Source organism: Amycolatopsis acidicola (assembly GCF_007713735.2).
Taxonomy (GTDB): domain Bacteria; phylum Actinomycetota; class Actinomycetes; order Mycobacteriales; family Pseudonocardiaceae; genus Amycolatopsis_E; species Amycolatopsis_E acidicola.
The window spans coordinates 202981-225392 of the sequence record NZ_VMNW02000001.1 but is presented as its reverse complement, the minus strand read 5'-3'; the positions used below and the strand labels follow the sequence as shown (position 1 = coordinate 225392).

21 protein-coding genes are annotated in these 22412 nt (G+C 70.2%); 6 read left to right on the top strand and 15 right to left on the bottom strand.

Going from position 1 to position 22412, the window contains the following annotated elements; genetic code table 11:
* Positions 1-3 precede the first annotated feature (3 nt).
* The 4 genes from FPZ12_RS01105 to FPZ12_RS01090 all read right to left on the bottom strand — a co-directional run bounded on the left by FPZ12_RS01105 (position 4) and on the right by FPZ12_RS01090 (position 4157).
* The gene (locus tag FPZ12_RS01105; RefSeq protein WP_144746322.1) at positions 4-1107 is read right to left on the bottom strand and encodes a hypothetical protein; all 1104 of its coding nucleotides are present in this window, start codon (positions 1105-1107) and stop codon (positions 4-6) included.
* On the bottom strand, positions 1104-2168 hold the full coding sequence (locus tag FPZ12_RS01100; RefSeq protein WP_144746320.1) for a hypothetical protein: 1065 nt from the start codon (positions 2166-2168) through the stop codon (positions 1104-1106). The genes FPZ12_RS01105 and FPZ12_RS01100 overlap by 4 nt, the downstream gene beginning before the upstream one ends.
* Positions 2169-2244: 76 nt before the next feature.
* Positions 2245-2607: a DUF3024 domain-containing protein gene (locus FPZ12_RS01095; RefSeq protein ID WP_144746318.1), complete on the bottom strand. Its 363-nt coding sequence runs from the start codon at positions 2605-2607 to the stop codon at positions 2245-2247.
* A 119-nt stretch (positions 2608-2726) separates the two neighbouring features.
* A complete protein-coding gene (locus tag FPZ12_RS01090; protein ID WP_144746316.1) occupies positions 2727-4157 on the bottom strand; it encodes an exonuclease domain-containing protein in 1431 nt (476 codons plus the stop codon).
* 92 nt (positions 4158-4249) lie between these two features.
* Between FPZ12_RS01090 and FPZ12_RS01085 the strand changes: the two genes are divergently transcribed.
* The 3 genes from FPZ12_RS01085 to FPZ12_RS01075 are packed head-to-tail and all read left to right on the top strand — an operon-like array spanning position 4250 to position 7131.
* Entirely contained in the window at positions 4250-5044 is a 795-nt protein-coding gene (locus FPZ12_RS01085; protein WP_144746470.1) for a thermonuclease family protein, read from the top strand.
* A gap of 56 nt (positions 5045-5100) precedes the next feature.
* The gene (locus FPZ12_RS01080) at positions 5101-6492 is read left to right on the top strand and encodes a carboxylesterase/lipase family protein (protein WP_144746314.1); all 1392 of its coding nucleotides are present in this window, start codon (positions 5101-5103) and stop codon (positions 6490-6492) included.
* 9 nt (positions 6493-6501) lie between these two features.
* Positions 6502-7131: a response regulator gene (locus FPZ12_RS01075; RefSeq protein ID WP_144746312.1), complete on the top strand. Its 630-nt coding sequence runs from the start codon at positions 6502-6504 to the stop codon at positions 7129-7131.
* On the opposite strand, the gene FPZ12_RS01070 is transcribed toward FPZ12_RS01075, so the two are convergent.
* On the bottom strand, positions 7124-8191 hold the full coding sequence (locus FPZ12_RS01070) for an FUSC family protein (protein ID WP_243769604.1): 1068 nt from the start codon (positions 8189-8191) through the stop codon (positions 7124-7126). The genes FPZ12_RS01075 and FPZ12_RS01070 overlap by 8 nt on opposite strands.
* A gap of 43 nt (positions 8192-8234) precedes the next feature.
* On the opposite strand from FPZ12_RS01070, the gene FPZ12_RS01065 reads away from it, so the two are divergent.
* Positions 8235-8723 carry a MarR family winged helix-turn-helix transcriptional regulator gene (locus FPZ12_RS01065; protein WP_243769603.1) on the top strand — a complete coding sequence of 163 codons (489 nt, stop codon included), beginning with the start codon at positions 8235-8237 and terminating at the stop codon, positions 8721-8723.
* Here the strand turns inward: FPZ12_RS01065 and FPZ12_RS01060 are convergent.
* From FPZ12_RS01060 to FPZ12_RS01045, 4 genes are all read right to left on the bottom strand, one after another.
* On the bottom strand, positions 8720-9727 hold the full coding sequence (locus FPZ12_RS01060; RefSeq protein ID WP_144746308.1) for an ABC transporter substrate-binding protein: 1008 nt from the start codon (positions 9725-9727) through the stop codon (positions 8720-8722). The genes FPZ12_RS01065 and FPZ12_RS01060 overlap by 4 nt on opposite strands.
* A complete protein-coding gene (locus FPZ12_RS01055; RefSeq protein WP_144746306.1) occupies positions 9720-10541 on the bottom strand; it encodes an ABC transporter permease in 822 nt (273 codons plus the stop codon). Before FPZ12_RS01055 ends, FPZ12_RS01060 begins: the two co-directional genes overlap by 8 nt.
* On the bottom strand, positions 10538-11299 hold the full coding sequence (locus FPZ12_RS01050) for an ABC transporter ATP-binding protein (protein ID WP_144746304.1): 762 nt from the start codon (positions 11297-11299) through the stop codon (positions 10538-10540). Before FPZ12_RS01050 ends, FPZ12_RS01055 begins: the two co-directional genes overlap by 4 nt.
* A 96-nt stretch (positions 11300-11395) precedes the next feature.
* The gene (locus tag FPZ12_RS01045; protein WP_243769602.1) at positions 11396-12055 is read right to left on the bottom strand and encodes a GntR family transcriptional regulator; all 660 of its coding nucleotides are present in this window, start codon (positions 12053-12055) and stop codon (positions 11396-11398) included.
* Between the two features lie 91 nt (positions 12056-12146).
* Between FPZ12_RS01045 and FPZ12_RS01040 the strand changes: the two genes are divergently transcribed.
* Positions 12147-12932, top strand: a complete 786-nt coding sequence (locus FPZ12_RS01040; RefSeq protein ID WP_243769601.1) for an NAD(P)-dependent oxidoreductase — start codon at positions 12147-12149, stop codon at positions 12930-12932.
* Here FPZ12_RS01040 and FPZ12_RS01035 read toward each other — a convergent pair.
* From FPZ12_RS01035 to FPZ12_RS01020, 4 genes are all read right to left on the bottom strand, one after another.
* Complete coding sequence (locus tag FPZ12_RS01035; RefSeq protein ID WP_144746464.1) at positions 12925-14079, bottom strand: GAF domain-containing sensor histidine kinase; 1155 nt, start codon at positions 14077-14079, stop codon at positions 12925-12927. The genes FPZ12_RS01040 and FPZ12_RS01035 overlap by 8 nt on opposite strands.
* An 8-nt stretch (positions 14080-14087) precedes the next feature.
* The gene (gene cydC, locus FPZ12_RS01030; protein WP_144746300.1) at positions 14088-17309 is read right to left on the bottom strand and encodes a thiol reductant ABC exporter subunit CydC; all 3222 of its coding nucleotides are present in this window, start codon (positions 17307-17309) and stop codon (positions 14088-14090) included.
* Positions 17306-18313 carry a cytochrome d ubiquinol oxidase subunit II gene (gene cydB, locus FPZ12_RS01025; protein ID WP_144746298.1) on the bottom strand — a complete coding sequence of 336 codons (1008 nt, stop codon included), beginning with the start codon at positions 18311-18313 and terminating at the stop codon, positions 17306-17308. The genes cydC and cydB overlap by 4 nt, the downstream gene beginning before the upstream one ends.
* A gap of 91 nt (positions 18314-18404) precedes the next feature.
* Positions 18405-19910 (bottom strand): cytochrome ubiquinol oxidase subunit I, encoded by a 1506-nt coding sequence (locus tag FPZ12_RS01020; RefSeq protein WP_144746296.1) that lies wholly within the window; start codon positions 19908-19910, stop codon positions 18405-18407.
* A gap of 273 nt (positions 19911-20183) precedes the next feature.
* On the opposite strand from FPZ12_RS01020, the gene FPZ12_RS01015 reads away from it, so the two are divergent.
* Positions 20184-20783 (top strand): TMEM165/GDT1 family protein, encoded by a 600-nt coding sequence (locus FPZ12_RS01015; RefSeq protein WP_144746294.1) that lies wholly within the window; start codon positions 20184-20186, stop codon positions 20781-20783.
* A 9-nt stretch (positions 20784-20792) separates the two neighbouring features.
* Here FPZ12_RS01015 and FPZ12_RS01010 read toward each other — a convergent pair whose 3' ends face one another.
* A complete protein-coding gene (locus tag FPZ12_RS01010; protein WP_144746292.1) occupies positions 20793-21422 on the bottom strand; it encodes a helix-turn-helix domain-containing protein in 630 nt (209 codons plus the stop codon).
* On the bottom strand, positions 21419-22273 hold the full coding sequence (locus FPZ12_RS01005; RefSeq protein ID WP_166462522.1) for a hypothetical protein: 855 nt from the start codon (positions 22271-22273) through the stop codon (positions 21419-21421). The genes FPZ12_RS01010 and FPZ12_RS01005 overlap by 4 nt, the downstream gene beginning before the upstream one ends.
* Positions 22274-22412: the final 139 nt, after the last annotated feature.

Here is a 22412-nt window from a genome sequence, read left to right as displayed (position 1 = left end):
GGCCTATCGCGGTCCGGCGTACGCCAGTTCCTCCGCGACGGCGGCGAGCATCGCCTCGGCCTCCTCCAGCAGCAGCTCGGCGGCAGCGGTGGGCAGGCCCTCCTCCGCGCCGCGCCACCGCGCCCACCCGAGCACGACGGCACGCAACGAATCCAGCGCCGATTCGTCGATCTCGCCTTCTACCAGCAGGTCCGCGAGGTACGCCTCGACGCGTCCGGGACTCGCGCGCAGGGGCCGCCGCTCGTCGAGCGCGTACCCGAGTTCGACGAGCGCGGCGGCGAAGTACCGGCTGTCCTCATTGTCCGGGATGTCCTTGCCCGCGGCGAAAAACTCCTGCACGACGCCGTCGACGTCGGCCTCTTCCGACACGACAGATTCGGCGGGCGGCATGGCGCGCAGGCGCGCGAGGACGTAGGCGCGGGCTTCGGGGAGCGGATCGTCGTCCTCGTCGGGCTCGGCCTCGGCGAGGTTGTCGTTCACCGCCATCGCCGCTTCGAGGATCCCGCGCGCTTCGGCCAACGGGATCTCGCCGCAGCTGAGGAACTCGCCCTCGTCCTTCTCGAGCTCGTTGATGATCTTGTCCTCTTCGACGGTCAGGTAGACGTCGTCGAGGCCGTGCAGGTCGATCTCCGCGACCAGGCCGTGCCGGGTTTCGCCGCGACGGCAACGGAAGACGAGCACCTCGTGGTCACCGAAGACGTCGGTCTGCCGGACGCACCCGGTGACCTCGACGGCCTCGATCGCCGCCGCCCAGGACGGTTCCCGCATCCCGAGCGCGGACTGCCGCTCCGCCGTTTCGCGGGCCCGTTCCCGCAGCTCTTCGGTGGGGGCGAGCGCCGCGACCGCGCGCAGCAACGCGAAACCCGCGGCGCTCTGGTCCTTCGCGGCGTAGCGGAGCAGCGGGAACAGGAGTTCGCGCGCGCTGCGCTCCGGGTCGCGCGGGGACCAGAACTCACCGAGCAGATCGCTGGTGAGCAGTTCGACGTCGAGCACGTCGGTGACGCCCTCGTACTCCGCGAGTGCGTCGTCGAAAGCCGCGCGCAGTTCGGAGTCCAGGGACTGGGGTTTCTTCTTCTTGCTTTTGCGACCGCGGCTGACCGGACTCATGCACCTATCGTGGCAGCACGCCGCCGGGGCAGGGCGATGCGGGCGTTGCGCAGCTCGACGAGCAAGCGGGTCTTGCGTTTGTGCTTCTCGACCAGCTCGGCGAGGTACTCGGTGAATTCGCCCGGCGTCTCCGCGTCGCGGTGCAGCACGCGCAGCTGCCGCAACGCGAGCGCGGCCTCGCGGTAGCAGGTCGAATCCTTCTGCTCGATCAGCTCCTCGACGTACAGCCTGTGCACCGGGATCACCTCGCCCGGCTCGCGCCCCGCGAGCGCCTCGAGCGCGGAAGCCCGCTCGGCCGGCCAGACGCCAGCTTGCTCGGCAGCCGTTCGCAGCGACGAATAGCTTGCCGGACAAGGATTCCGGCGGAACTCGGCGCGCCGGAGCGCCAGCACCCCCGTGCGCGGCCGCTCGGCGTGGACCCTCGTACGCGCCGCGTATGCGATCGCCTCGCCGTGCCGTCCCGCCGCTCGCAGCGTGCGGATGATGCGGAGGTTGACCTCGGGCGTCGGCGGTTTCGTGGCCAGTATCGCGAGCAGGGTTTCGGCGTCGCCCGTGATCTCCGCGAGCTGTTCGGCCAGCGAGCGGGCGACCTCGCGCCGCGGTCCGGCCCGCTCCGTCCGCACTCTGTCCACAATGGACCGAAGGTGGGCGAGACCAGCCTCGCCGAGCGCGTCGGCGAACTCGGCCAGCTCGATCAGCGGCCAGTCGGGACGGTTGAAGGCGACGCCGAGAATCCAGTCGGCGAGCCGGACCGGGTCCGGCGGGTGCGCGGCACAGGCCCGCGCGTAGAGAGCGAGCGCCCGGCGGAGCTCCGTGCTGGACGCGCCGTCGAGCCCGTCGACCATGCGGCGGGCGAGCGGGGTGAGATCGGCCTGCGTGCCCGAGTCGAGCAGCCGCGCCACGGTGTCCAGCACCGGGCCGACCTTGCCGTGCGCGCGGGCTCGGAGCTCCAGCTCCTGCCGTAACCGTGCGTCACGATCGGCCTCCGCCAGGATTAACTCGGCCAGTGTCTCGGCGTCGAGAGTGCGCAGATAGGCGCGGAGATCGGGGGCCGAGGTCACGGGCACTATCCTGCCGGACCCCAAGGAGTGGCACCGTCACCCAGGAGCGTCGAATTCTCGGGGAAACCGGGCACGTTCAGTGAGCTTCGAGCCAGCTCTCGAAGTACCGCTTGTCCGCGCTGCTGTCGATGTCCGCGAGCAGCGGGACGGGCGAGTTCTTGCGCAGGCTCTCCGGATACTTGCGCCAGCGACTCTGGTCCGCCGACCAGTAGTAGAGCGTCCACATGCCGTCGATCCCGTACCTGAGCTGCGCGAACGCGTGTTCGGTCAAGTCGCCGGGGGCGGGCACGTCCGACCATTCGGTCCGTTTCTCGACGAGCGTCACCATGCGGCCGCGCCAGCGGGACTGGACGCGGAACTCGTCACGCTTGTGGGCCGGTACGCGCCGTTCACACCATCGATCGATCTGCCGTTGCTGTAGCTCGGGGATCGGCGACATACCCACAGTGATACCTCATCCGACCGACAGCCACGGATGGAGGACGGCCGGAGGGGCGCGTACTCGGACCCCGTGAAGCTCGACGACCTGATCCAGCGCCCCCGCGAGTTCGCCGCCGCCTAAGGCGCCGCGGGCTCGCTCAGGTACCAACCGCCGAGCAGGGCCGCCACGCCGAAAGCGCCGAGGAACAGGCCTGCAACGAAAGGCGCTCCGCCGAAAAGGGCGACGAGCGCGAAAGCCATGACGAGGACACCGGCGATCATCAGGACACGGGACGCCCACAACTGCCCTCGCCCCACCGGACCGGGCAACGGCGGCGGTGCGCTCGCCGCGACCCGCACCACCGTGGGCGCCGGGTTCACGAGCCCGAGCACGGTCCACGCCGAACGCACGTCGAGCACCGCGATGCCGAGGTCCCGCGCCCTGGCCAGACGCGGTTCGCTGCGGGGTACGTCGTCGGCGACCGCCAGGTGGGAAACGGCCGGGGTGAGCCGTTTCGCGAGCTGGATCCCGGCCGCCAGCACCGCCGCGCGCAGGCCGTCCGCCTCCACCGTGTCGCCGAGGACCAGGACTCGTGCCGGTGTCTGCGTTCTAGCGCCTGTACGCAGGTTGTATACAGCCTCGGGAACGGCCAGCGCGTTCGCGATACGGCTCAGCTCACGCGCCTCGACGGCGGTGATCACGCCGTCGTCCTCGGCCACCTGGCGCAGGGCGGCGACGAAGTCCAGGTGGGTCTGGCGGACCGGGATTCCCGCCTCGCCCGCCAGTGCCCCCAGCTCACGGGCTTCGTCCGGCGACAGGTCCTGGTCGGTGACCGCGACGGCGAGCAGCTCGTGATACGCCAGCAGCGCCGGTTGCCCGTCCGTCACCGGCAACCTCGGCAGCGCTTCGCTCAGCCAGCCGGGTTCCTCGGGCGGCGTCTCCGGCCGATTGATCACGCGCAGCCCGGTGGCGATCTTCGGCAGCTCCGGCGGCCGCGGGTCGGCGGTGAGCGCGAACCCGTGCGTCGTGATCAGCGACGCCACCACGCAGGCGCAGGTCCGCGCCTTCGCCAGCGCCAGGTGCCTCGGGTAGTCGCCGATGCCGAGCGCGGCGGCGACGGTGGCGAGCTGGTAGTTCGGCAGCCGCAACGCTTCGCCGGCCGCAGCGGCGGTGCAAACCCCGGGCAGCGCTGGCAGCTGCACGCCCGCCTTGGCCAGCTCGGCGAGCAGGAACTCTTGCTGGAACGGCAGGTTGTGCATCGCGAGCACGGTGCCCCGGCACAGGTCGGCCAGCTCGCCGAGCGCCTCGCCGAACGCGGGCGCGGAGTCGAGGTCGCGGCGGGTGAGGCCGTGGACGTGCACCGGCCCGGCGTCCACGTTCCAGCCCGGGTTCACCAGCGTCGAGAACTCGTCCAGCACCGTGCCGTCCGCGCGCAGCCGCACCGCGCCCAGCTCGACCACGTGCCCGGGGCGCAACGCGGTGGTGGTCAACTCCAGCGCGGTGAACTCCGTCGTGTGCGCCGGGAAAGCGCCGCTCGCGGACAACCGGAGATCCGTTACGGGTTTCATCGCCGGATCAATCGCGGGTGGCACGGAAAACGTAACGACTCGACCACTTCGAACGAGTAAGGAAACGCACCCCTGCAGTCAGGAAACCGTCGATGCCCGCAGCTTCCCGCCGCCGCCTGCCGCGGTGGATGAAGATCACCCTGGGGGTGTTCGGCGTGCTCTTCGTACTCGGGGCGGTGTTCGGCAGGGCGCCGGCGAAATCCGACAACGCGGCACAGGCCACCACGGACAAGCCCAGTTCGAGCGCCGTGAAGCCACCGACGTACACCGTCACGAGCGTGGTCGACGGGGAGACGGTGTACCTCACGGATCCGGCCGGGGTGACCAAAAGCGTGCAGGCGGCGGGAATCGAAACACCGGCGGCCGGCAACTGCTATGCCACCGAAACCGAGGAATGGGCAACGCAGTTCCTCGGCGGGAAACAAGTAACCGTCCAGCTGGCAAACGCGGAAGAACCCACCCTCGCCTTCGTCACGCTCGCCGACGGCACCGACTTTTCCACCCAGGCGCTGAAAACCGGGCACGCGAAGTACGTCGCCAACGCGAACAGCGACGCGTTGCAGACCGCGGAAGACGACGCACGCTCGGCGAACGCCGGCCTGTGGGCGGCGCCCTGCAACGGCATGATCACCGGCCCGACACCGGTGACCAGCACGAAACCCGCCACGACCACCCCGAAGACCACCACGCCGAAGCCGTCGAGCTCGACCCCGCCGCCGCCCCAGACCACGACAACCCGGCCGCCGTCGACCAAACCGGGCCCGGACCGCACGTACTACGAGGACTGCGAAGAAGTGCGCGCCGCGGGCAAGGCGCCGTTGTACCTGTGGCAGCCCGGATACCGCCCCGGCCTCGATCGCGACCACAACGGGGTGGCCTGCGAATAGCCCAACCTGGCGCGAAAATCTTCGCCACCCAACGCCGCTCTGGTATCAGTGGTCCGGTGGACCCGATCGCGCAGACCACGTCCGGCACCGTCCGTGGCAGGGAAGCAGGCGGCGTAAGCACTTTCCAGGGCATTCCGTACGCGGCGCCGCTGGACGGGATCAGGCGGTTCCAGGCGCCTGCCCCGCCCGAGCCGTGGGACGGCGTGCGAAGTGCCGTGCGCTTCAGCGCCGACCCGCCGCAGGGCACGCTGATGCCCGGCCTGCCTTCGCCGTGGCAGCCGTGGAACAACACCGAATGCCTGACGGTGAACGTGTGGACGCCCGATCCGAGCACCTCCGGGCTGCCGGTGCTGGTGTGGATCTACGGCGGCGCGTTCCTGATCGGCACGGCGAGCGAACCCGAGTACGACGGCGCCGTCCTGGCCCGGGACGGCGCGGTGGTGGTCACGCTGAACTACCGCGTCGGCTTCGAAGGTTTCGGCTGGCTGCCGGACGCCCCGCAGAACCGCGCCTTCCTCGACCAGCTCGCCGCGTTGCGCTGGGTGCGGGAGAACATCGCGCAGTTCGGCGGGGATCCGGACAACGTCACGATCTTCGGCGAGTCCGCCGGCGGCACGTCGGTCGCGGCATTGACAGCCTGCTACGCGGGGCGCGGGCTGTTCCGCCGGGCGATCGGGCAGAGCATCGCGGGCGGTTTCCTGCCCGAGTCACGCGCACGCCGGACCAGCGAACGGATCGCCGGGGAGCTGGGCGTGCCCGCCACCATCGAGGGCTTCGCCCGGCTGCCGTCGGAGGAGATCCACCGCGTGCAGCGCGCTCCGGGTGAGATCACGCCGTACGGCCCGGTGATCGACGGCGATCTGGTGCGCGGCAACCCGTGGAAGGGCCTGCGCGCGGAGGTCGACCTGATCGCCGGGTTCACCCGCGACGAGTACCGGCTCTTCGCCCTGAACGAGGACCTGACCACGAAGGACCCGGCCGAAACCGCCGCCCGCTACGGGGTTTCCGTGCAGGACTACCGCGCCGCGTACCCGGAGCTGTCCGACGGCGACCTGCACGTGCTGATCTCCTCCGACGCGATCTTCCGGATGCCGACGGTCTGGTGCGCGGAAAAGCATGCGGGCCACAGCTTCTGCTACGAGCTGACCTGGCCGACCCCGTCGCTGGGCGGCGCGCTGGGCGCCTGCCACGGCCTGGACGTGCCGTTGACCTTCGGCAACTTCGAGGGCCCGATGGCGGCGCTGGTACTCGGCGACCCGATCCCGCAGGAGGCCGAGTACCTGTCCGCGGAGATCCGCAAGGCGTGGCTTTCCTTCGCCGCCACGGGCGATCCCGGCTGGCCGGAGTTCCGCGCCGGGGAGAGCCTGACCCGGATCTGGGACAGCCCGGTTTCTGTGGCGGCCGACCCCGAAGCCGCCTCCAGGAAGATCTGGGAGAAGACGACGTAATCTCGGAGTATGGCCATCGAAGTACTGCTCGTCGACGATCACGAAGTGGTGCGCCGTGGCCTGAAGGAACTGCTCGGCGACGAGCCGGACATCGAGGTGGTGGCCGAGGCGAGCAGCGCCGAGGAGGCGCTCGCCGTGGCCATGCACGTGGAGCCGGACGTCGCGGTGGTGGACGTGCGGCTCGGCGAGGGCGACGGCGTTTCGCTCTGCCGCGAGCTCCGCGCGGCGCCGAACCCGCCGCAGTGCCTCGTGCTGACGGCCTTCGACGACGAGGAGGCGATGGTCGGCGCGATCATGGCCGGCGCCGCGGGGTACCTGCTGAAGCAGGTGCGCGGGCAGGACGTCGTGAACGCGGTGCGCGAGGTCGCCGCCGGCCGTTCGCTGCTCGACCCGGTCACGACGGCGCACGTACTCCACAAACTGCGCAACCCCGCGGAGCATGACGAACTGGCCCAGCTCACCGAACGCGAACGCAGCGTGCTGGAGCTGATCGGGGATGGGCTGTCCAACCGCGAGATCGCCGAAAGGCTGTTCCTCGCGGAGAAAACGGTGAAGAACTACGTCACCTCGGTACTCGCGAAACTGGGCATGCAACGGCGGACGCAGGCGGCCGCCTGGGTGGCCCGGCGCGCTAAGTGACCGGCGCGAGGTGGTACCCGCGCCCCGGCCGGACCATCGCGGCGACCAGTCCGATCGCCGCGCCGAGCGCGGTGTCGATCAGCCGGTCGGAGGCCGCGCCGAGCGCGGTGCCCTGGTTCAGCAGCGAGCCCAGCAGCAGGGTCAGCGGGGTCACGAAGAGCATCGCCACGGCGTAGTTGCGCACCACCGTGAACTCCGCGCACAGCAGGGCGATCACGATGCAGGCGAGCTTCGCCGCCGTCGGCAGGTCCGCGGCCAGCAGCAGCCCGCCGATCACGACACCGGCCACCGTGCCGAGCACGCGCTGGACGGTGCGGTGCACGGTGTGCTGCAGGTGCGTGGACTGCAGTACGGCGGCCGCGGCGATCATCGTCCAGTACGGGTGGCCGAGGCCGAGGAAGTGCGCGAGCAGGCCCGCGATCAGCACCCCGGCGCCGACCTTGGCCGCGCGCGGGAGTTCGTCCGAAGGCAGGTGGAAAGCGGCGCGCAGCCCTTCGCGCCAAGCTGTCCGGCTCTCCTGCTTCGCGCGCTTGAACAACCAGCCGGCGTGCGCGACGAGCCAAGCGACGAGCGCACCGGCGGCCGTGACGAGGACCTGCGCCCCGGCCTGGCCGCAGCTCACGGGCAGCACCGAAGTGGTCGCGACGGCGAAGACGAAGATCAGCCCACCGGGCGGCCCGGAGCGGATCACGTCGGTCAGCAGTTTTCCCGCCGCGGCAACGAAAGCGACCAGGACCACCACCGGGACCGCGCCCCAGTGCGCCGCCGAAGCGACGCTCCCGAGCGCCACGCACAGCACGATCCCGCCGCCGATCACCGTCAGCAGCCGGGCCCGCATCGGGTAGGGCTCGAACCGGGCGTGCACCGCCGTCATGCCGCCGAACGCCGCGGCGGCGGCCAACTCGGCGTGCCCCGCGAGCACGACCACGGCCAGGACTATGTTCGCCCCGGTCATGGCACGCAACGCCGTCAGCCCGACGGGTCCCGTCACCGGACGCAGCCGCCACCAGCCGCGGGTGGCGAGCGCACGGCGAAGGTCATGACGGTCCAGATGTTTCACAAGTAAAATACTAACGAAAGATTCGGCGCGAAGGAGCGGTCCGGTGAGTGATTTCATCGACAGGGTGCGGCGGCAGTGGGGGGAGGTGCGCCCCGAGGTGGACACCTCCGCGATGGCGGTGGTGGGCCGGGTACTGCGGCTCGCGTCGCTGATCCGGCGCGACACCGACGACCTGCTGGCCGGGCACGAGCTCAACCGCGCGGAGTTCGACGTGCTCAGCGCGCTGCGCCGCAACGGGGTGCTCAACCCGGGCCAGATCAGCCGGGAGATGCTGTCCTCCGGCGCGGCGATCACCAAGCGGCTCGACCGGCTCACCAAAATGGGCCTGGTGTCCCGCGCGGCGAGCGCCAGGGACCGGCGGGTGGTGCAGGTCCGGCTGACCGACAAGGGCGTGGCCCTGATCGACGACCTGCTCCCCCGCCAACTGCGGGCCGAGCTCAACGCGCTCGACGACCTGTCGGACACCGAACGCGCCGAACTCGCCGAACTGCTGGGCAGGGTGCTGCAGACCGTCGAGGGCAAGAGCTCCTAGGTGGCGGTCTGGCCGTACAGGACTCCTTGGTATTCGGGGGCTTTCTTCACCAGCCCGCTGGTCAGGTGGAACGACCGCGCGGTGTCGTACGCGGCCCGCTGGACGTCCGGGCTCGCGGGCACTTCCTGGCGCAGGATCGGGATCAGCGCGTCCAGCGCCTTCCCGTCCGTGCCCTTCAGGTACTGGCCGAGCAGGGAGCGCACCTTCGCCTGGTCCCCGTGGATGTCCGCCAGCGCCCGCGCGATCGCCCGCTGGAAGCCGGCGAGCTCGTTCTTCTTGCGGTTCAACAGCTTCTGCGTGCTGAACACGACCCCGTGCAGTGCGCCGCGCAGGCTCGGCACGTCGCCGCGCGCGGGCGAGATGAACGTCCGGCCCACCCCCGCGGCGGCCGCCTGCTGCGCGATCGGCTGGAAGAACGCCAGCGCGTCCACCCGTTTCGTCTTGAGCGCGCCGATGGCGGAGGTGGTCGCGCTGCCGAGGTTCACCAGCGTCGCGTCCGTCGCCGCGTTACGGCCGATACTGGTGAACAGGTAGTCCACCAGCGCTTCGGTGCCGCTGCCGGGGCCGGTGATGCCGATGTTGCGGCCCAGCAGCGCGGTGACCTTCTGCTCCAGCGACTCCGGTTCCGGGAACGACGGCGGCACCACGATGTCCACGTAGTACTCGGTGACGAGGCTCGTGGTGATGCGCGTGCCGTTGTCGATTTTGGCCAGGTTGAACGCGTCCGTGATCACCCCGGCGCCGAGGTCGATGCTGCCGGATTTCAGCGCGGCCGCCACCTTCGCGCCGGTGCCCAGCCGCGGGCGCTCGCCGAGCGTCACGCCTTCCTGCGTGAAATAGCCCTGTTTCTCCGCGATGAACAACGGGAGGAACGCCACCGAATCGCTGATCTGGCCGACGTTGAGCACGCCGGGCGGAGTGGTCGACTCGCGCGTGGCACAACCGGCGGCGAGCAGCAGCGGGGTTGCGGAAAGCGCTTTCAGGAACGTCCGCCGGTCAGTCATCGAGCGGCTTCCAGCGGTTGGCCCGGCGCCCGATGAGGCTGACGAAGACGTTCAGCACCGCGGCGATCACGCTCAGCACGACGAGCGTGGCGAACACTCCGGCGGTGTCGAACTGCGAAGCGGCGTCGTTGATCAGGTAACCGAGCCCGCGGTTCGACGCGACGAGTTCCCCGATCACGGCGCCGATCAGCGCGTACGGAATGGAGACCTTGAGCCCGGTCAGCACGCCCGTCATCGACGCGGGCAGCACCACTTTCCGTGCGATGTCCCAGCGACTCCCGCCCATCAGCCGCACGGCGTCGATCAGCCCGCGGTCGACCTCGCGCACCCCGGCGGAGGTGTTGAGGAAGACCAGGAAGAACACCGTGACGGCGGCGAGCAGCACCTTCATGTGCATGCCGATGCCGAACCAGACGATGAACAGCGGGGCCAGCGCGACCTTCGGGATCGAGTACAGCGCCAGCACGAACGGGTCCAGCACCCGGTAGATCAGGTTCAGCGAAGCGAGCACGAACCCGGCGATCGCACCGGCCGCGGCGCCGATCAGGAAGCCGTAGACGATCTCCTGCACGGTGATCCACGTGTTCGTCCACAATGTACCGTCGGCGCTCCATTCGCCGAGCCGCCCGACGATGTCGGTGGGCTTGCTGGTGAACGTGCTGTCGATCCAGCGGTCGGCGGCCACCTGCCAGAGCACGAGGATCACCACCAGCAGCGCGATCCGCAACGCCCACACGGTGGTGGTCCTGCCGTGGCGCTGCCACCAGGTGCGATCGAGGGCAACCCGGACAGGACCGGTCGCGGTAAGGGTCATCGGTCCTCCTTGAGTGCCGCGGAAAGTTCGCGGTGCAGCGCGACGAACTCGGGATCGACGCGCAGGTCGTCGGCGTCGCGCGGCCGTTTCAGCGCGATTTCGCGGTCCAGCAGCACCCGGCCGAGCTTGCCGAGCACGACCACGCGGTCGCCGAGCAGCAACGCTTCCTCGATGTCGTGGGTCACGAACACGACCGTCTGGCCGGTGCCCTGCCACAGCCGCAGCAGCTCCGCCTGCAGCTCGGTGCGCAGCTGGGCGTCGAGCGCGCCGAACGGCTCGTCCATCAGCAGGGTTTCGGGCTCGGCGGCGAGCATTCTGGCGAGGCTGGTCCGGCGTCGCATGCCGCCGGAGAGCTCGCGCGGGTAATGGGCTTCGAACCCCGACAGCCCGACGCGGCCGATCAGATCCGCGGCCACGCGGGCGCGTTCCTTCGCCGGGACGCCGGCGATCTCCAGCGGCATTTCGACGTTGCGCCGCACGTCCCGCCACGGCATCAGCGTGTCGTGCTGGGTGAGGTACCCGATGTCGGTGTCGGGCCCGTCGAGTCTGCGGTCCCGGTAGCGGACTTCGCCGGTGGTGGGCGTGGTGAGCCCGGCGAGCATGTTCAGCAGGGTGGACTTGCCGCAGCCGCTGCGGCCGAGCACCGTGACGAAACTGCCTTCCTCGATGCCGACGCTGAACTCGCGCAGCGCCACCGTCGCGGCATCACCCTTGGCGAACTGTTTGGTCACCGCGTCCGCGGTGAGCACCGCGGTCATCGGACGTACTCACGGGCAGCGTGCCTGAGCTGGTCGGTCATGTCGCTCCTTTGCGCCATTTTCCGACCAAATTGTTAACAATCTTGGCGACAGCCGTCAACCCTGGATTGTGGCGGCCTCCGACTCGCGCAGCGCTTCGATCACGCTCGACAGGTGGGCCTTCATCGCTTTCTCGGCCTTCACCGGGTCGTGCGCGCAGATCCCGTCGATGATGGCGAGGTGCTCGGGCATCGAGACCGACGGGCGGCCCGGCCGCATGGCGAGCCGGAACTGATGCCGCACACTCTGCCCGCGCAGGCGCTCCAGCACCTGCGCGGCGGTGTTCTGCCCGCTGATCTCGCGGACGCGCCGGTGCAGCTGCTGGTTGAGCCCGGAGTAGCCGACGACGTCACCCGCGGCGACGGCGGCTCGCATGTCCTCGCCGAGCTGACGCAGCTCCGCGATCTCGGCGTCGTCGATCCGCTCGGCGGCCTTCGCGGCGCAGAGCGACTCGAGCATCATGCGCACCTCGGAGATCTCGACGGCCTCCTCGACCGACACCGCCCGCACGCGCGCGCCGCGATTTTGCACACGTTCGACGAGACCTTCGTTGGCCAGTTCGATCAGCGCGGCGCGGACGTTGGCGCGGCTGGCCCCGAACTGGGCGGACAGGTCGGCCTCGACCAGCCGCTGGTTGGGCACGAACTCACCCCGCACGATGGCATCGCGGATGGCGACGACCACCGGCTGGTCCACCTCGGCTTGAGCTTCCGTCACAGCTTCCCCACTCCCGCGCCGACATTGTTGACAATTTTGTCGCTGACATCGTCTACTCGATCGTAATGCCCTGGACGACAAGGAGTTTGCTATGTCCGTAATGCCAGTCACCATCGCGGTCCTCGGGCTGGGTGAGGCGGGCGGCGCGCTGGCGCGCGATCTGGTGCGGGCCGGCGCCGTCGTCCGCGGCTACGACCCGCAGGTGACGGCGGCCGAAGGGATCATCGACACCGGCTCCGAGTCGGAGGCCGCCGAGGGCGCTGACCTGGTGCTGAGCGTCAACAGCGCGTCCGTGGCGGTGGACGCGCTGCGGGCCGGTGCGAAGGGTGTCGGGAGCGGCGCGGCGTGGGCGGACCTGAACACCGGCTCGCCGGGGTTGAAGCGGCAACTGGCCGCGATCGCGGCGGAATCGGGCATCGCGTTCGCCGACGTGTCGATCATGGCGCCGGTGCCGGGCAAGGGCCTGAAGGTGCCGCTGCTGGTCAGCGGCGTGGCGGCGGCTTCGGTCGCGGAGACCTTGTCGGCGCTCGGCGCGTCGATCGATGTACTGGAGGGCGAGGCCGGGCTCGCGGCGGAGCGGAAGCTACTGCGAAGCGTGTTCTTCAAGGGCATGTCGGCCGCCGTGGTCGAAGCGCTGACGGCGGCGAAGGCGGCTGGCAAGGAGGACTGGCTGCGGAAGATGATCACCGACGAGCTGACCGCCGCTGATGAGTCCACTGTGGACAGGCTGGAGACCGGCTCCTACCAGCATTCCAAGCGCCGGACGGACGAGATGGCCGCGGCGGCGGAGATGCTGGACGAACTGGGCGTGCCCAACGACGTCGCGTCCGCGTCGCGGGACCAGCTGGCCAGGATCACCGAGAACAAGCTCAAGTGAGGCGTTTGCCCGGCTCCAACGGGAGGTCGAAGGCCACCAGTGTGCCCAGGCTCGGCGAGGAGTTCAGGTAGAACTTCCCGCCCGCACGCTCCGCCCGTTCCGCGAGATGCCGCAGCCCCCGGGTCGCGACGTCTTGCGGAACGCCGGAACCGTTGTCCCGCACGCGAAGCTGCACCTCGTCGTGGTCACGGCGCAACGTCACGCGCGTCTCGCTCGCCCCGGAATGCCGCACCACATTGGACAGTGCCTCGCGCAGCGCGGCGCGGATGTGGTCGGCGCGCTCCACCGGGATGTCCGCGAACTCGCCGGAGAGTTCCAGGGTGGGCGGGTAACCGAGCAGCTCCTCGGCGATGCGCACCTCGCCGCGGGCGGACTCGGCGAGGTCCGTCTTCGGCGCGGCCTCCGGCTCCGGGGCGGGCGAACGCAGGCTGTGCACCGTCGCCCTGATCTCCCCGATCGTCTGGTCGAGCTGGTCGATCGCCTCGCCGAGGCGGACCGCGTCGGTACCGGCGAAGCGTTTGCGCATCCGCCGCCGCACGCGATCGAGCTGCATACCGGCTGCATACAACCGCTGCACGATGACGTCGTGCAGTTCGCGGGCGATCCGCTCGCGCTCTTCGTACAGGGTCACGCGGTGGCGCGCGTTCGCCCCGTCGGCGAGCGCCAGCACCACGCCCACCTGCGCCGCGAAGGCCGTCAGCACCTCGACGGTCGCCGGAGAGAACCCCTCGGCCCCGGCCGACTTGTACACCGCCAGCGCCCCGAGCACGCGGCCGCCGGTGCCGAACGGCGCGGCCGCGAAGGGCCCGAACTTCCGCAGCTCGCCGGGCACGTACGGCGCCGTGCGCGGGTCCGTCACCACGTCGTCGGTGACCACCGTTTCGCCACCGCGCGCGACACGGCCCGCGGCGGACTCGGCGGGCAGCACGAGGCCCCGCAGGTCGTCGGTGTTCGAACCGTACGCGGCCTCGACGGTCACACTGCCGTCGTCGGCTCGCACCATCACGAGGCCGAGGTGGGCACCGGCCAGTTCGGCGGCCTTCCGCACGACCGAAGCCAGCACGGTGTCGGGTTCGTCGCCGGACAGCGCGGCGGTGGTGATCTCGGTGGCCGCGGACAAGGCGTGCGCGGCGAGCGTCGGTTCCATGAGCGTCATCAAGAGTAGACGCCCTCTCCCGCAGGCATCCGCGCGACGACGGAGCCGTCCCGCACTTCGAGCAGCAAATCCGCATCGGCCGCTTCGTCCGGATGATGCGTCACCTGAACGACTGTCCGGCCGGCCAGCACCGTGCGCAGGTTCGCCCGCAGCCGTTCCGCGGTCGGCTCGTCGAGGTGCGCGGTCGGTTCGTCGAGCAGTACCAGCTCCGACTTCGGCACACCCACGAGCGCCCTGGCCAGCGCGAGGCGCTGGGCCTGGCCGCCGGACAGGCCACTGCCCGCGCTCCCGAGCCGGGTGCCGAGGTCGAGGTCCGGCAGACAGGCCAGCCGCAACGCCTCCCGCAGCCGGTCGTCGTCGGCATGGGGATCGGCGAGCCGGAGGTTCTCCCCGACCGTCGTCGAGACGAGCTGCGGCTCCTGCGGCGACCATGCGATGGCCACCGGCCCCCGCGCCGTGCCGCGCACCGGTTGGAGAAAACCGAGCAATGCGGCCAAAAGCGTCGACTTGCCCGCGCCAGAGGGCCCGACGACCGCGACGTGCGTGCCCGCCGGAATCCGGATGTGCACGTCGCGCAGCACCGGTTCGCTGTCCGGCCACGCGAGGTCGGCGTCCCACAGCTCGATGTCGGCCGACTGGTCCCGTTCCGGCCGCTCGGCGGACGGCATCCGTAGCCGCGCACGCGCGGTGCGCAACGTGTCCCAGTGCTGCGCGACCGGCGGGAGCAAGCCGAGAACTTCGCCCAGTGCCAAGGGAATCAGCCCGAGCACCGGCACCAGCGCGGGGTCGACGGAAGTACCGGCGGCCAGCCAGACCCCGGCCACCGCAGCCAATCCGGTGACAAGCGCGATGAGGCCGTCGGCGGCGCCCGCGGCGAGCGCCTGCCGCCGAGCCTGCGCGGCCAGCCGCGTGTCGGACTCCGCCAGCTCGGCCCGGCGCGCCCCGTCCCGGCCGAACGCCAGCAGTTCCGCCGCGCCCTCGAAGAGTTCGAGCACCTGCGAGCTCACCACACGACGGCCCGACGCCAGCACCGAGGTCGCCCGCCGCTCCAGCCGAAGCGTCAGCAGCGGGGCGCAGATCGCCCCGATCCCCACGGCGATCCCGAGCACGAGCCCGGCGGCGGGCAGCACGATCGTCTGCACGGCGACGGCGAACACCAGCACCGCGCCGGCGATCACCGGCGGGGTCAGCACCCGGGGCAGCAGATCGCGCACCGTGTCGACGTCGTCGACCAGCCGCCGCTGCCCTTCTCCTTGCCGCAGGCCGAGAGTGCGCGCCGGGCCGAGGCGCACCAGGTCGCGCCAGAGCCGCACCCGCGTCCGCCCGGCGATGCGGAACGCGGCGTCGTGCGTGACGAGCCGCTCGGCGTACCGCAGTCCCGCGCGGCCGAGCCCGAACGCCCGCACCCCGACCACCGCGACGGTGAGCGTGAGGATCGGCGGCTGTTGCGAGGCTTTCGCGATCAGCCAGCCCGACGTCGCCGTCAGCGCGATGCCCGAGAGCAGCGCGAGCGCGCCCAGCGCGGCCCCGAACAGGAATCGGCGGTCGAGAATCCGCCGCACGGGGCCGGGCACCGACGCGACCGCTTTCTTCAGCGTGGCAACCGGTGCCGCGCCGGGCAGTTCGTCGGCGCGGGGCCGTTCGTGCGCGGCGACGATCACCGCGGCCCCGTCCGCACGGGCCTTTTCCACCGCGGTCAGGACGAGTTCCGCGTTCGCCTGGTCCAGGTGCGCCGTCGGTTCGTCGAGCAGCAGCAGCCAGGCGCCGTCGCGGATGCGGAGCAACGCCCGCGCCACCGCGACCCGCTGGCGTTGACCGAGCGAGAGTTCGTTGAGCCGCTTTCCTTCCAGGCCTTGGAGGTTCAACGACGCCAGCAGGTCCGGCACGTCCGGCACCTCGTCGGCGACCGTGCCGCCGGTGAAGGCCGGTGACTGCGGAACCCAGGCCACACTTCGCCTGAATGTCGACATGTCCACATCGGACAATTCGAGGCCATCCACCGTCACCGACCCCTCGGCCGGACGGACGAAACCGAGCAGGGTGGCCAAAATTGTCGACTTACCCGCACCGCTCGGCGAACGCAGCCAGTGCGTCTGCCCCGGTCGCACGGACAACGACTCGCCGTCCGGCGCGAACCCGCCCCGGCGGGCAACACGCAGACCCGACACGCGAACCTCGCCACGGCTGGGCACCTGAGTCCCTTGCGCCGCAACAGGTTCCGCCAGCACGTCGGTCACCCGGCGGACAGCCTCGACGCCGTCCTCGCTCGCGTGGAAAGCGGCGCCGACCGACCGGATCGGCTGATAGCACTCGGGCGCGAGGATCAGCACGCCCAGCCCGATGACCAGCGGCAGGTCCCCGCTGACGAGCCGGACCCCGATCACGACCGCGGCCAACGCCACCGACAGGGTCGCCGCCAGCTCCAGCACGAAGGCCGATGAGAAGGCGACCCGGAGCGTTTTCATCGTGGCCTGCCGGTGCCGCTCGGAGACCCGGCGGACCGCTTCCGCCTGCGCTTCGGCGCGGCGGAACGCCGCCAGCACGGGCAGCGCGCGGACGAATTCGAGCAGCTGCCCGGAAAGCCGGTGCTGTGCCTCCGTCGCGGCGGCCGATCGCTCGGCCGTGTACTTCCCGACGAGGATCGCGAACAACGGCAGCAGCGGCACGGTGAAGGCGATGATCACCGCCGAGGGCCAGTCGGCGAACAACACCGCGGCGCCGACCCCGAGCGGCACGACCGCGGCCGTCACCAGCGCCGGGAGGTAGTCCGTGAAGTACGCGTCGAGTGCGTCCAAACCCTTGGTGGTCAAGGAAGTCAGCTCACCGGGGCCGCGCTCGGCGATCCACTCCGGACCGAGTTTCATCGCGTGGTCGACGGCCTTCGCCCGCAACTCCTCCTTGGCTCCGGCCGCAGCCCGCGCCGCGACCGTGCGCATCGCCCACGCGACGAGCGCACGCGCGGGCACGACACCGAACAGCACGGCCAGTTGCGTCGCCGGAAATCCGGTACCGGCGACGAGCGCCGCGCAGGCCGACGCGAGCAGGAAAGCCTGCGCCACCAGCGCTGCCGCGTTCAGCAGTGCGAGAAACCCACCGAGGGCCAGCGCCCGGCGCGCCGCCGCGGACAGGGCCGGCAGCGCGCCGAGCGGCCCCTTTCCCAGTCGCCCTGTGTCCGTTGTGGACACATCTGCGGGAAGGGTGGGGCGTCCGGGAAAGTTCATGGGGTGTGCACCGGGGGAATCTGCTTGACGCTGATCCGCTTGCGGAAGACCCAGTAGGTCCAGCCCTGGTAGACCAGCACCGCCGGGGCGCCGAACGCGCCCACCCAGGTCATCACGGTCAGCGTGTAGTGGCTGGACGAGGCGTTGCCGACGGTCAGCGAGTTCGCCGCGTCCAGAGTGGACGGAAGGACGTTCGGGAAGAGCGCGCCGAAGAGCGCCACCCCCGCGGCCGCGATCGTGACGCCGAGCGCGGCGAACGCCTGCCCGTCGCGATCGGCCACCAGGCGTTGCCACGCCACGACGGTGGCCACCACGGCGAGGACCAGCGGGACCAGGGTCCACGCCTCGCCCTCGCGCAGCTGCACGATCACCAGCAGCGCGACCATCGGCAGCAGTGCGACCGGCAGCAGCCGGATCGCCAGCCGCCGGGCCCGCTCACGGACGTCACCCGCGGTCTTCAGCGCCAGGAAGGCGGCGCCGTGCACCAGTGAGAACCCGACCACGGCGACCGCGCCGAGCAGCGTGTCCCAGCGGACCGCTTCGAACGCCGGGCCGATGCGGTTGCCGTGCTCGTCCAGCGGCAGCCCGAGGATGCTCGTGGTGAGCAGCAGGCCGACGCCCAGCGGCGCGATCCACGACCCGGCCATGATCACCCGGTCCCAGTTGCGCCGCCAGCGCGCCGAGTCCACCTTGCCGCGATACTCGAACGCCACCCCGCGGCCGATCAGCGCGACCAGCACGATCAGCAGCGGCAGGTACGTCGCCGAGAACAGCGACGCGTACCAGTCGGGGAAGGCCGCGAAGGTCGCGCCCGCCGCGACGATCAGCCACACCTCGTTGCCGTCCCACACCGGCCCGATGGTGTTGATCAGCACCCGGCGCTCGGTGTCGTCGCGGCCGAGCACCGGCAGCAGCATCCCGACCCCGAAGTCGAACCCTTCGAGGAACAGGTAGCCGACCCAGAAGAGCACGATGATGCAGAACCAGAGGGTCTCCAGGCTCATCGCCCCCACCTCCCCGAGCTAGCCGACGGGAAAGTTGTCCACAGGCTTGTCCACAGATTGCGAGGTTGTCCACAGGTGGGCATGTGCATCCCTAGTAGGCGAACGAGAGTGCTTCGTCGGAATCGGAGCCGGAATCGTTGGGCCCCTTGGGTTTCTCCGGTTTTTCAGGCGGCAGCACGCCGTCCACCCCGCCCCGGACGTACTTGCGCATGAGCACCAGCTCGATCACGGCGAGCACGCCATAAAGCAAGGTCAGCGTGGTGATCGAGGTCCACAACTCGCCTGTGGACAGGTCCGACACCGCCTGGGCCGTGAACAGCCACACGCCGTCCACACCCGTCGGGTTCGGCGCCACCACGAACGGCTGCCTGCCCATCTCGGTGAACACCCAGCCCGCGCTGTTGCCGATGAACGGGGTCGCGATCCCGAGCAGCATCACGACGGGGAACCACTTCGTGTCCGGGATGCGGCCGCGGCGGGTGAACCAGAGCGCCAGCACGCCGAGCCCGGCCGACACAGCGCCGAACCCGATCATGATCCGGAAGCCCCAGTACGTGACCGGGAGGTTCGGCACGTAGTCGATCGGCTTGCCTGCCAGCTCGCCCAGCGCCGGGTCGTCCGGGTAGTTCGTGCCGTACTTGGCCTGGTACTCGCCGACGAGGTCCTCGACGCCCTTCACCTCGGTCGAGAAGTCGTTGTGCGCCAAGAAGGACAGCAGCGCCGGCACGTTGAAGGTCTTGACGTCCTCGCAGTTCTGGCTGCGCACGTCGCCGATCGCGATGATCGAGAAGCTGGCAGGCTGCTCGGTGTGGCACAGCGCCTCCGCCGAGGCCATCTTCATCGGCTGCTGCTGGAACATCAGCTTGCCCTGGGTGTCGCCGGTGATCGCGAGCACCGCGAAGGCGACGATGCCGACCCAGCCGCCGAGCCGCAGCGAGCTGCGCCAGACGCTGCGGTGCTCGTCGTCGTCCTTGCGCTTGCGCCACAGATGCCACGCCGCCACCCCGACGAGGAACGCGGCGGCCACCGAGAACGCCCCGGCGATGGTGTGCGGGATCGCGGCCAGCGCGGTGTTGTTGGTCAGCACCGCCCAGATCGAGCGCATGGTCGGCTTGCCGTCGACGAACTCCACGCCGACGGGGTGCTGCATCCACGAGTTCGCGGCGAGGATGAAGTACGCCGAAACCGCCGTGGCCAGCGAGAACGCCCAGGCGCACGCGAGGTGGACCCGCTTCGGCAGCCGGTCCCAGCCGAAGATCCACAACCCGAGGAAGGTCGACTCGACGAAGAACGCGACCAGGCCCTCCATCGCGAGCGGGGCCCCGAACACGTCACCGACGAACCGGGAGTAGGCACTCCAGCTCATCCCGAACTGGAACTCCTGCACGAGCCCGGTCACCACGCCCATCGCGAAGTTGACCAGCAGCAGCTTGCCCCAGAACTTGGTCATCTTGTAGTAGCGCCGGTCGCCGGTGCGGACCCACGCCGTCTGCATGCCCGCGACGAGCACGGACAGGCCGATCGTCAGCGGCACCATCAGGAAGTGGTAGACGGTCGTTATCCCGAACTGCCACCGGGCCAGTTGCAGCACATCCACGTTGTTCAGCCTTCTCCCCCCGCGACCCGCTCATCAGGTCCGGCGGTCCTGATCATCCCGGGACCTAGGTCCCGTCGCCATTCCGCCGCACTGAACTAAGGCTTACCTAACGTGAGACCCGGCCCACGCACCGTCATAACCGCACCTCAGGCCACGGCCGGGGCGCAGGAAAAACAATTTCGGCGTGCCTTAACCCGCGATTCGCAAACCCAATCAGCTGGTCTTCTTAACTTGACCCCTTTATCGTGTAAGACGGAAAGGGGTGAAAACGCGATGTCTTCCGCGCTACTGGCGTTGACCAGCACTTTCGCCCTCATCCTCGCCGTGGAGCTACCGGACAAGACACTAATCGCAACTCTTGTTCTGACCACCCGTTTCAAGGCGCTGGCCGTGTTCGCCGGAGTCACCGTCGCGTTCGCCGTGCAATGCGTTATCGCGGTCGCTTTCGGGCACGCGCTGACGCTGTTGCCGGAGGGGCTCGTGGCCGGCGTGGTCGCCGCCCTGTTCGGCATCGGCGCCATCCTGCTGCTGAAGGAAGGCTTCTCCAGGGAGGTCGACGGCGGCGAAGACGCGTCTCGTTCCGGGCCTGGCCCGGTGTCGTTCTTCCGCTCGGCGCTCACCTCGTTCGGCGTGCTGTTCGCCGCCGAATGGGGTGACGCGTCGCAGCTGGCCACCGCGGGTCTGACCGCGCGTTACGGGCAGCCGTTCGCGGTCGGTCTCGGAGCTTTCCTCGCGCTGATCACGGTGGCCGGGGTAGCCGTGCTGATCGGGCACAAAGTGCGCAGCAAGATCCGCCCCAAGCTGCTGCAGCGCGTCGCGGGCTTCGCGTTCGCCGCTTTCACCGTGCTCGCGATCTGGCAGGCCTTCGCCTGAGCCCCGGCCTCATTTGAGCAGCTCGGCCAGTTTCGCCGCCGCCGCGACCACTTGCGGCCCGGCCGTCTCCGCCTTGATCGGGCCGAGCGAGACCAGCCCGACGCACGCGCGCAGCCCGGGCACCGTCCGGACCGGCGCCGCGATTCCGGAAACCCCGCGCCGCACCTCACCGGCCGACGTGACCCAGCCGCGCCCGCCCTGGCGCAGCGTGATGGCCTTGCCCGCCGCCCCGGTGCCGATGGGGAACCGCGTGCCGACGCGGTAGGCCACGTGCAGATCCGTCCACGAGGGTTCGACGACCACCACGGACTCGACCTGGTCGCCTTCCGCGATCGCGAGGTGCGCCGTCGCCCCGGACTCCTCGGCGAGCTCACGCAACACGGGCCGGGCCACCTCGCGCAGCTGCGGGACGACCTGCTCGGCGAGCCGGAGCACACCGACACCGAGGCGGACCTTGTTCGCGTCCCGCCGGACGAGCCCGCGCGCGGACAGCGGGACCAGCAGGCGGTACACGGCCGCCCGGCTGGCACCGATGGCCGCCGCGAGTTCGGAAATCGTGGCGGCCTCGCCGCCCGCGTCCGCGATCGCCTGCAACAGCGCGAGTCCGCGATCCAGCGTCAGCGAACCCTCGGCTGTCACAGCAGGCCGAGCGCCTCGAGATCCGCGACCGGTTCGGCGAAGGTGGCCGACGCGTAGGAGGCGAACAGCGAGCGCACCGCCTTCGCGGCGGGCTCCGACAGCGAGCGGGCCTCCTCCGCGAGTGCTTCCCCGTCGGTGGAGGAAAGCGCTTCCCGCACGTCGCCGCCCGAGAGGCAGCGGCCGACCGCGACGAGGAGGTTCAGGAAACCGTGGTGCTCGAAGCCCGTCTCGGGGTCGGCGTGCCGGACCGCCCTGTGCAGGCTGTTGGTCGCCTTGAAGGACGCGCCGCTGAACCCGCTGACCACGGACAGGAAGTCGGCCACCTCGTCCACGCTGGGGAAGTTCTCGCTGGACACCCCGCCGCAGCGGATCTTGGGCCAGCTGCCGTGCTCGATCACCTTGCGGACACCGTCCAGCCAGCCGACGCCGCGGCGCGGCTCGACCACCCTGATCACGTCCTCCGGCACGAACTCCGACACACGTTCCAGCCAGACTTCGTCCACATCGGACGGTGCGGGCATCTCCACCATGCGCAGGGAAAGCAGTTCGCTGCGGGATTCGACGATCGAGATCGCCTTGGGCACGCCCCCGAGGCCGGTGTCGATGATCAGTGACAGCGGCAGCGGCTGCTTCGGCTTGAGCTTGATCAGCTCGGTGATCAGCTCGGGCAGCCGCGAGGCCTGGCAGAGGAACACCCCCAGCAGTCCCGAGTGTTCGGCCGCGCGGGTTTCGTAGTGCGCCCGCAGCGCCTCGGGCATCGTCGCCGTTCCCGGCGGGAACAGCGCCGAGTCGTCTACGAGCCGGGCGAACAGGGGCGGAATTCCACGGGGGCCGGGGGGCGTGAGTTCCACAGCGCTTGACACAAGGGACACGCTAGTAGCGTACGACAGCCGGACAAACCGGTCCGCAGGGCGGACAAATCAGCATTAGGCCGGTTGGCGGAGTGAGATCACTTCCCCTTTTCCGAGACAGAGGTTAGGCTCACCTAAC

Coding starts and splice junctions, on each gene's coding strand:
- FPZ12_RS01105 (WP_144746322.1), bottom strand. CDS start 1,107: ATGAGTCCGGTCAGCCGCGGTCGCAAAAGCAAGAAGAAGAAACCCCAG.
- FPZ12_RS01095 (WP_144746318.1), bottom strand. CDS start 2,607: ATGTCGCCGATCCCCGAGCTACAGCAACGGCAGATCGATCGATGGTGT.
- FPZ12_RS01090 (WP_144746316.1), bottom strand. CDS start 4,157: ATGAAACCCGTAACGGATCTCCGGTTGTCCGCGAGCGGCGCTTTCCCG.
- FPZ12_RS01085 (WP_144746470.1), top strand. CDS start 4,250: ATGCCCGCAGCTTCCCGCCGCCGCCTGCCGCGGTGGATGAAGATCACC.
- FPZ12_RS01075 (WP_144746312.1), top strand. CDS start 6,502: ATGGCCATCGAAGTACTGCTCGTCGACGATCACGAAGTGGTGCGCCGT.
- FPZ12_RS01060 (WP_144746308.1), bottom strand. CDS start 9,727: ATGACTGACCGGCGGACGTTCCTGAAAGCGCTTTCCGCAACCCCGCTG.
- FPZ12_RS01055 (WP_144746306.1), bottom strand. CDS start 10,541: ATGACCCTTACCGCGACCGGTCCTGTCCGGGTTGCCCTCGATCGCACC.
- FPZ12_RS01050 (WP_144746304.1), bottom strand. CDS start 11,299: ATGACCGCGGTGCTCACCGCGGACGCGGTGACCAAACAGTTCGCCAAG.
- FPZ12_RS01040 (WP_243769601.1), top strand. CDS start 12,147: ATGTCCGTAATGCCAGTCACCATCGCGGTCCTCGGGCTGGGTGAGGCG.
- FPZ12_RS01035 (WP_144746464.1), bottom strand. CDS start 14,079: ATGGAACCGACGCTCGCCGCGCACGCCTTGTCCGCGGCCACCGAGATC.
- cydC (WP_144746300.1), bottom strand. CDS start 17,309: ATGAACTTTCCCGGACGCCCCACCCTTCCCGCAGATGTGTCCACAACG.
- cydB (WP_144746298.1), bottom strand. CDS start 18,313: ATGAGCCTGGAGACCCTCTGGTTCTGCATCATCGTGCTCTTCTGGGTC.
- FPZ12_RS01015 (WP_144746294.1), top strand. CDS start 20,184: ATGTCTTCCGCGCTACTGGCGTTGACCAGCACTTTCGCCCTCATCCTC.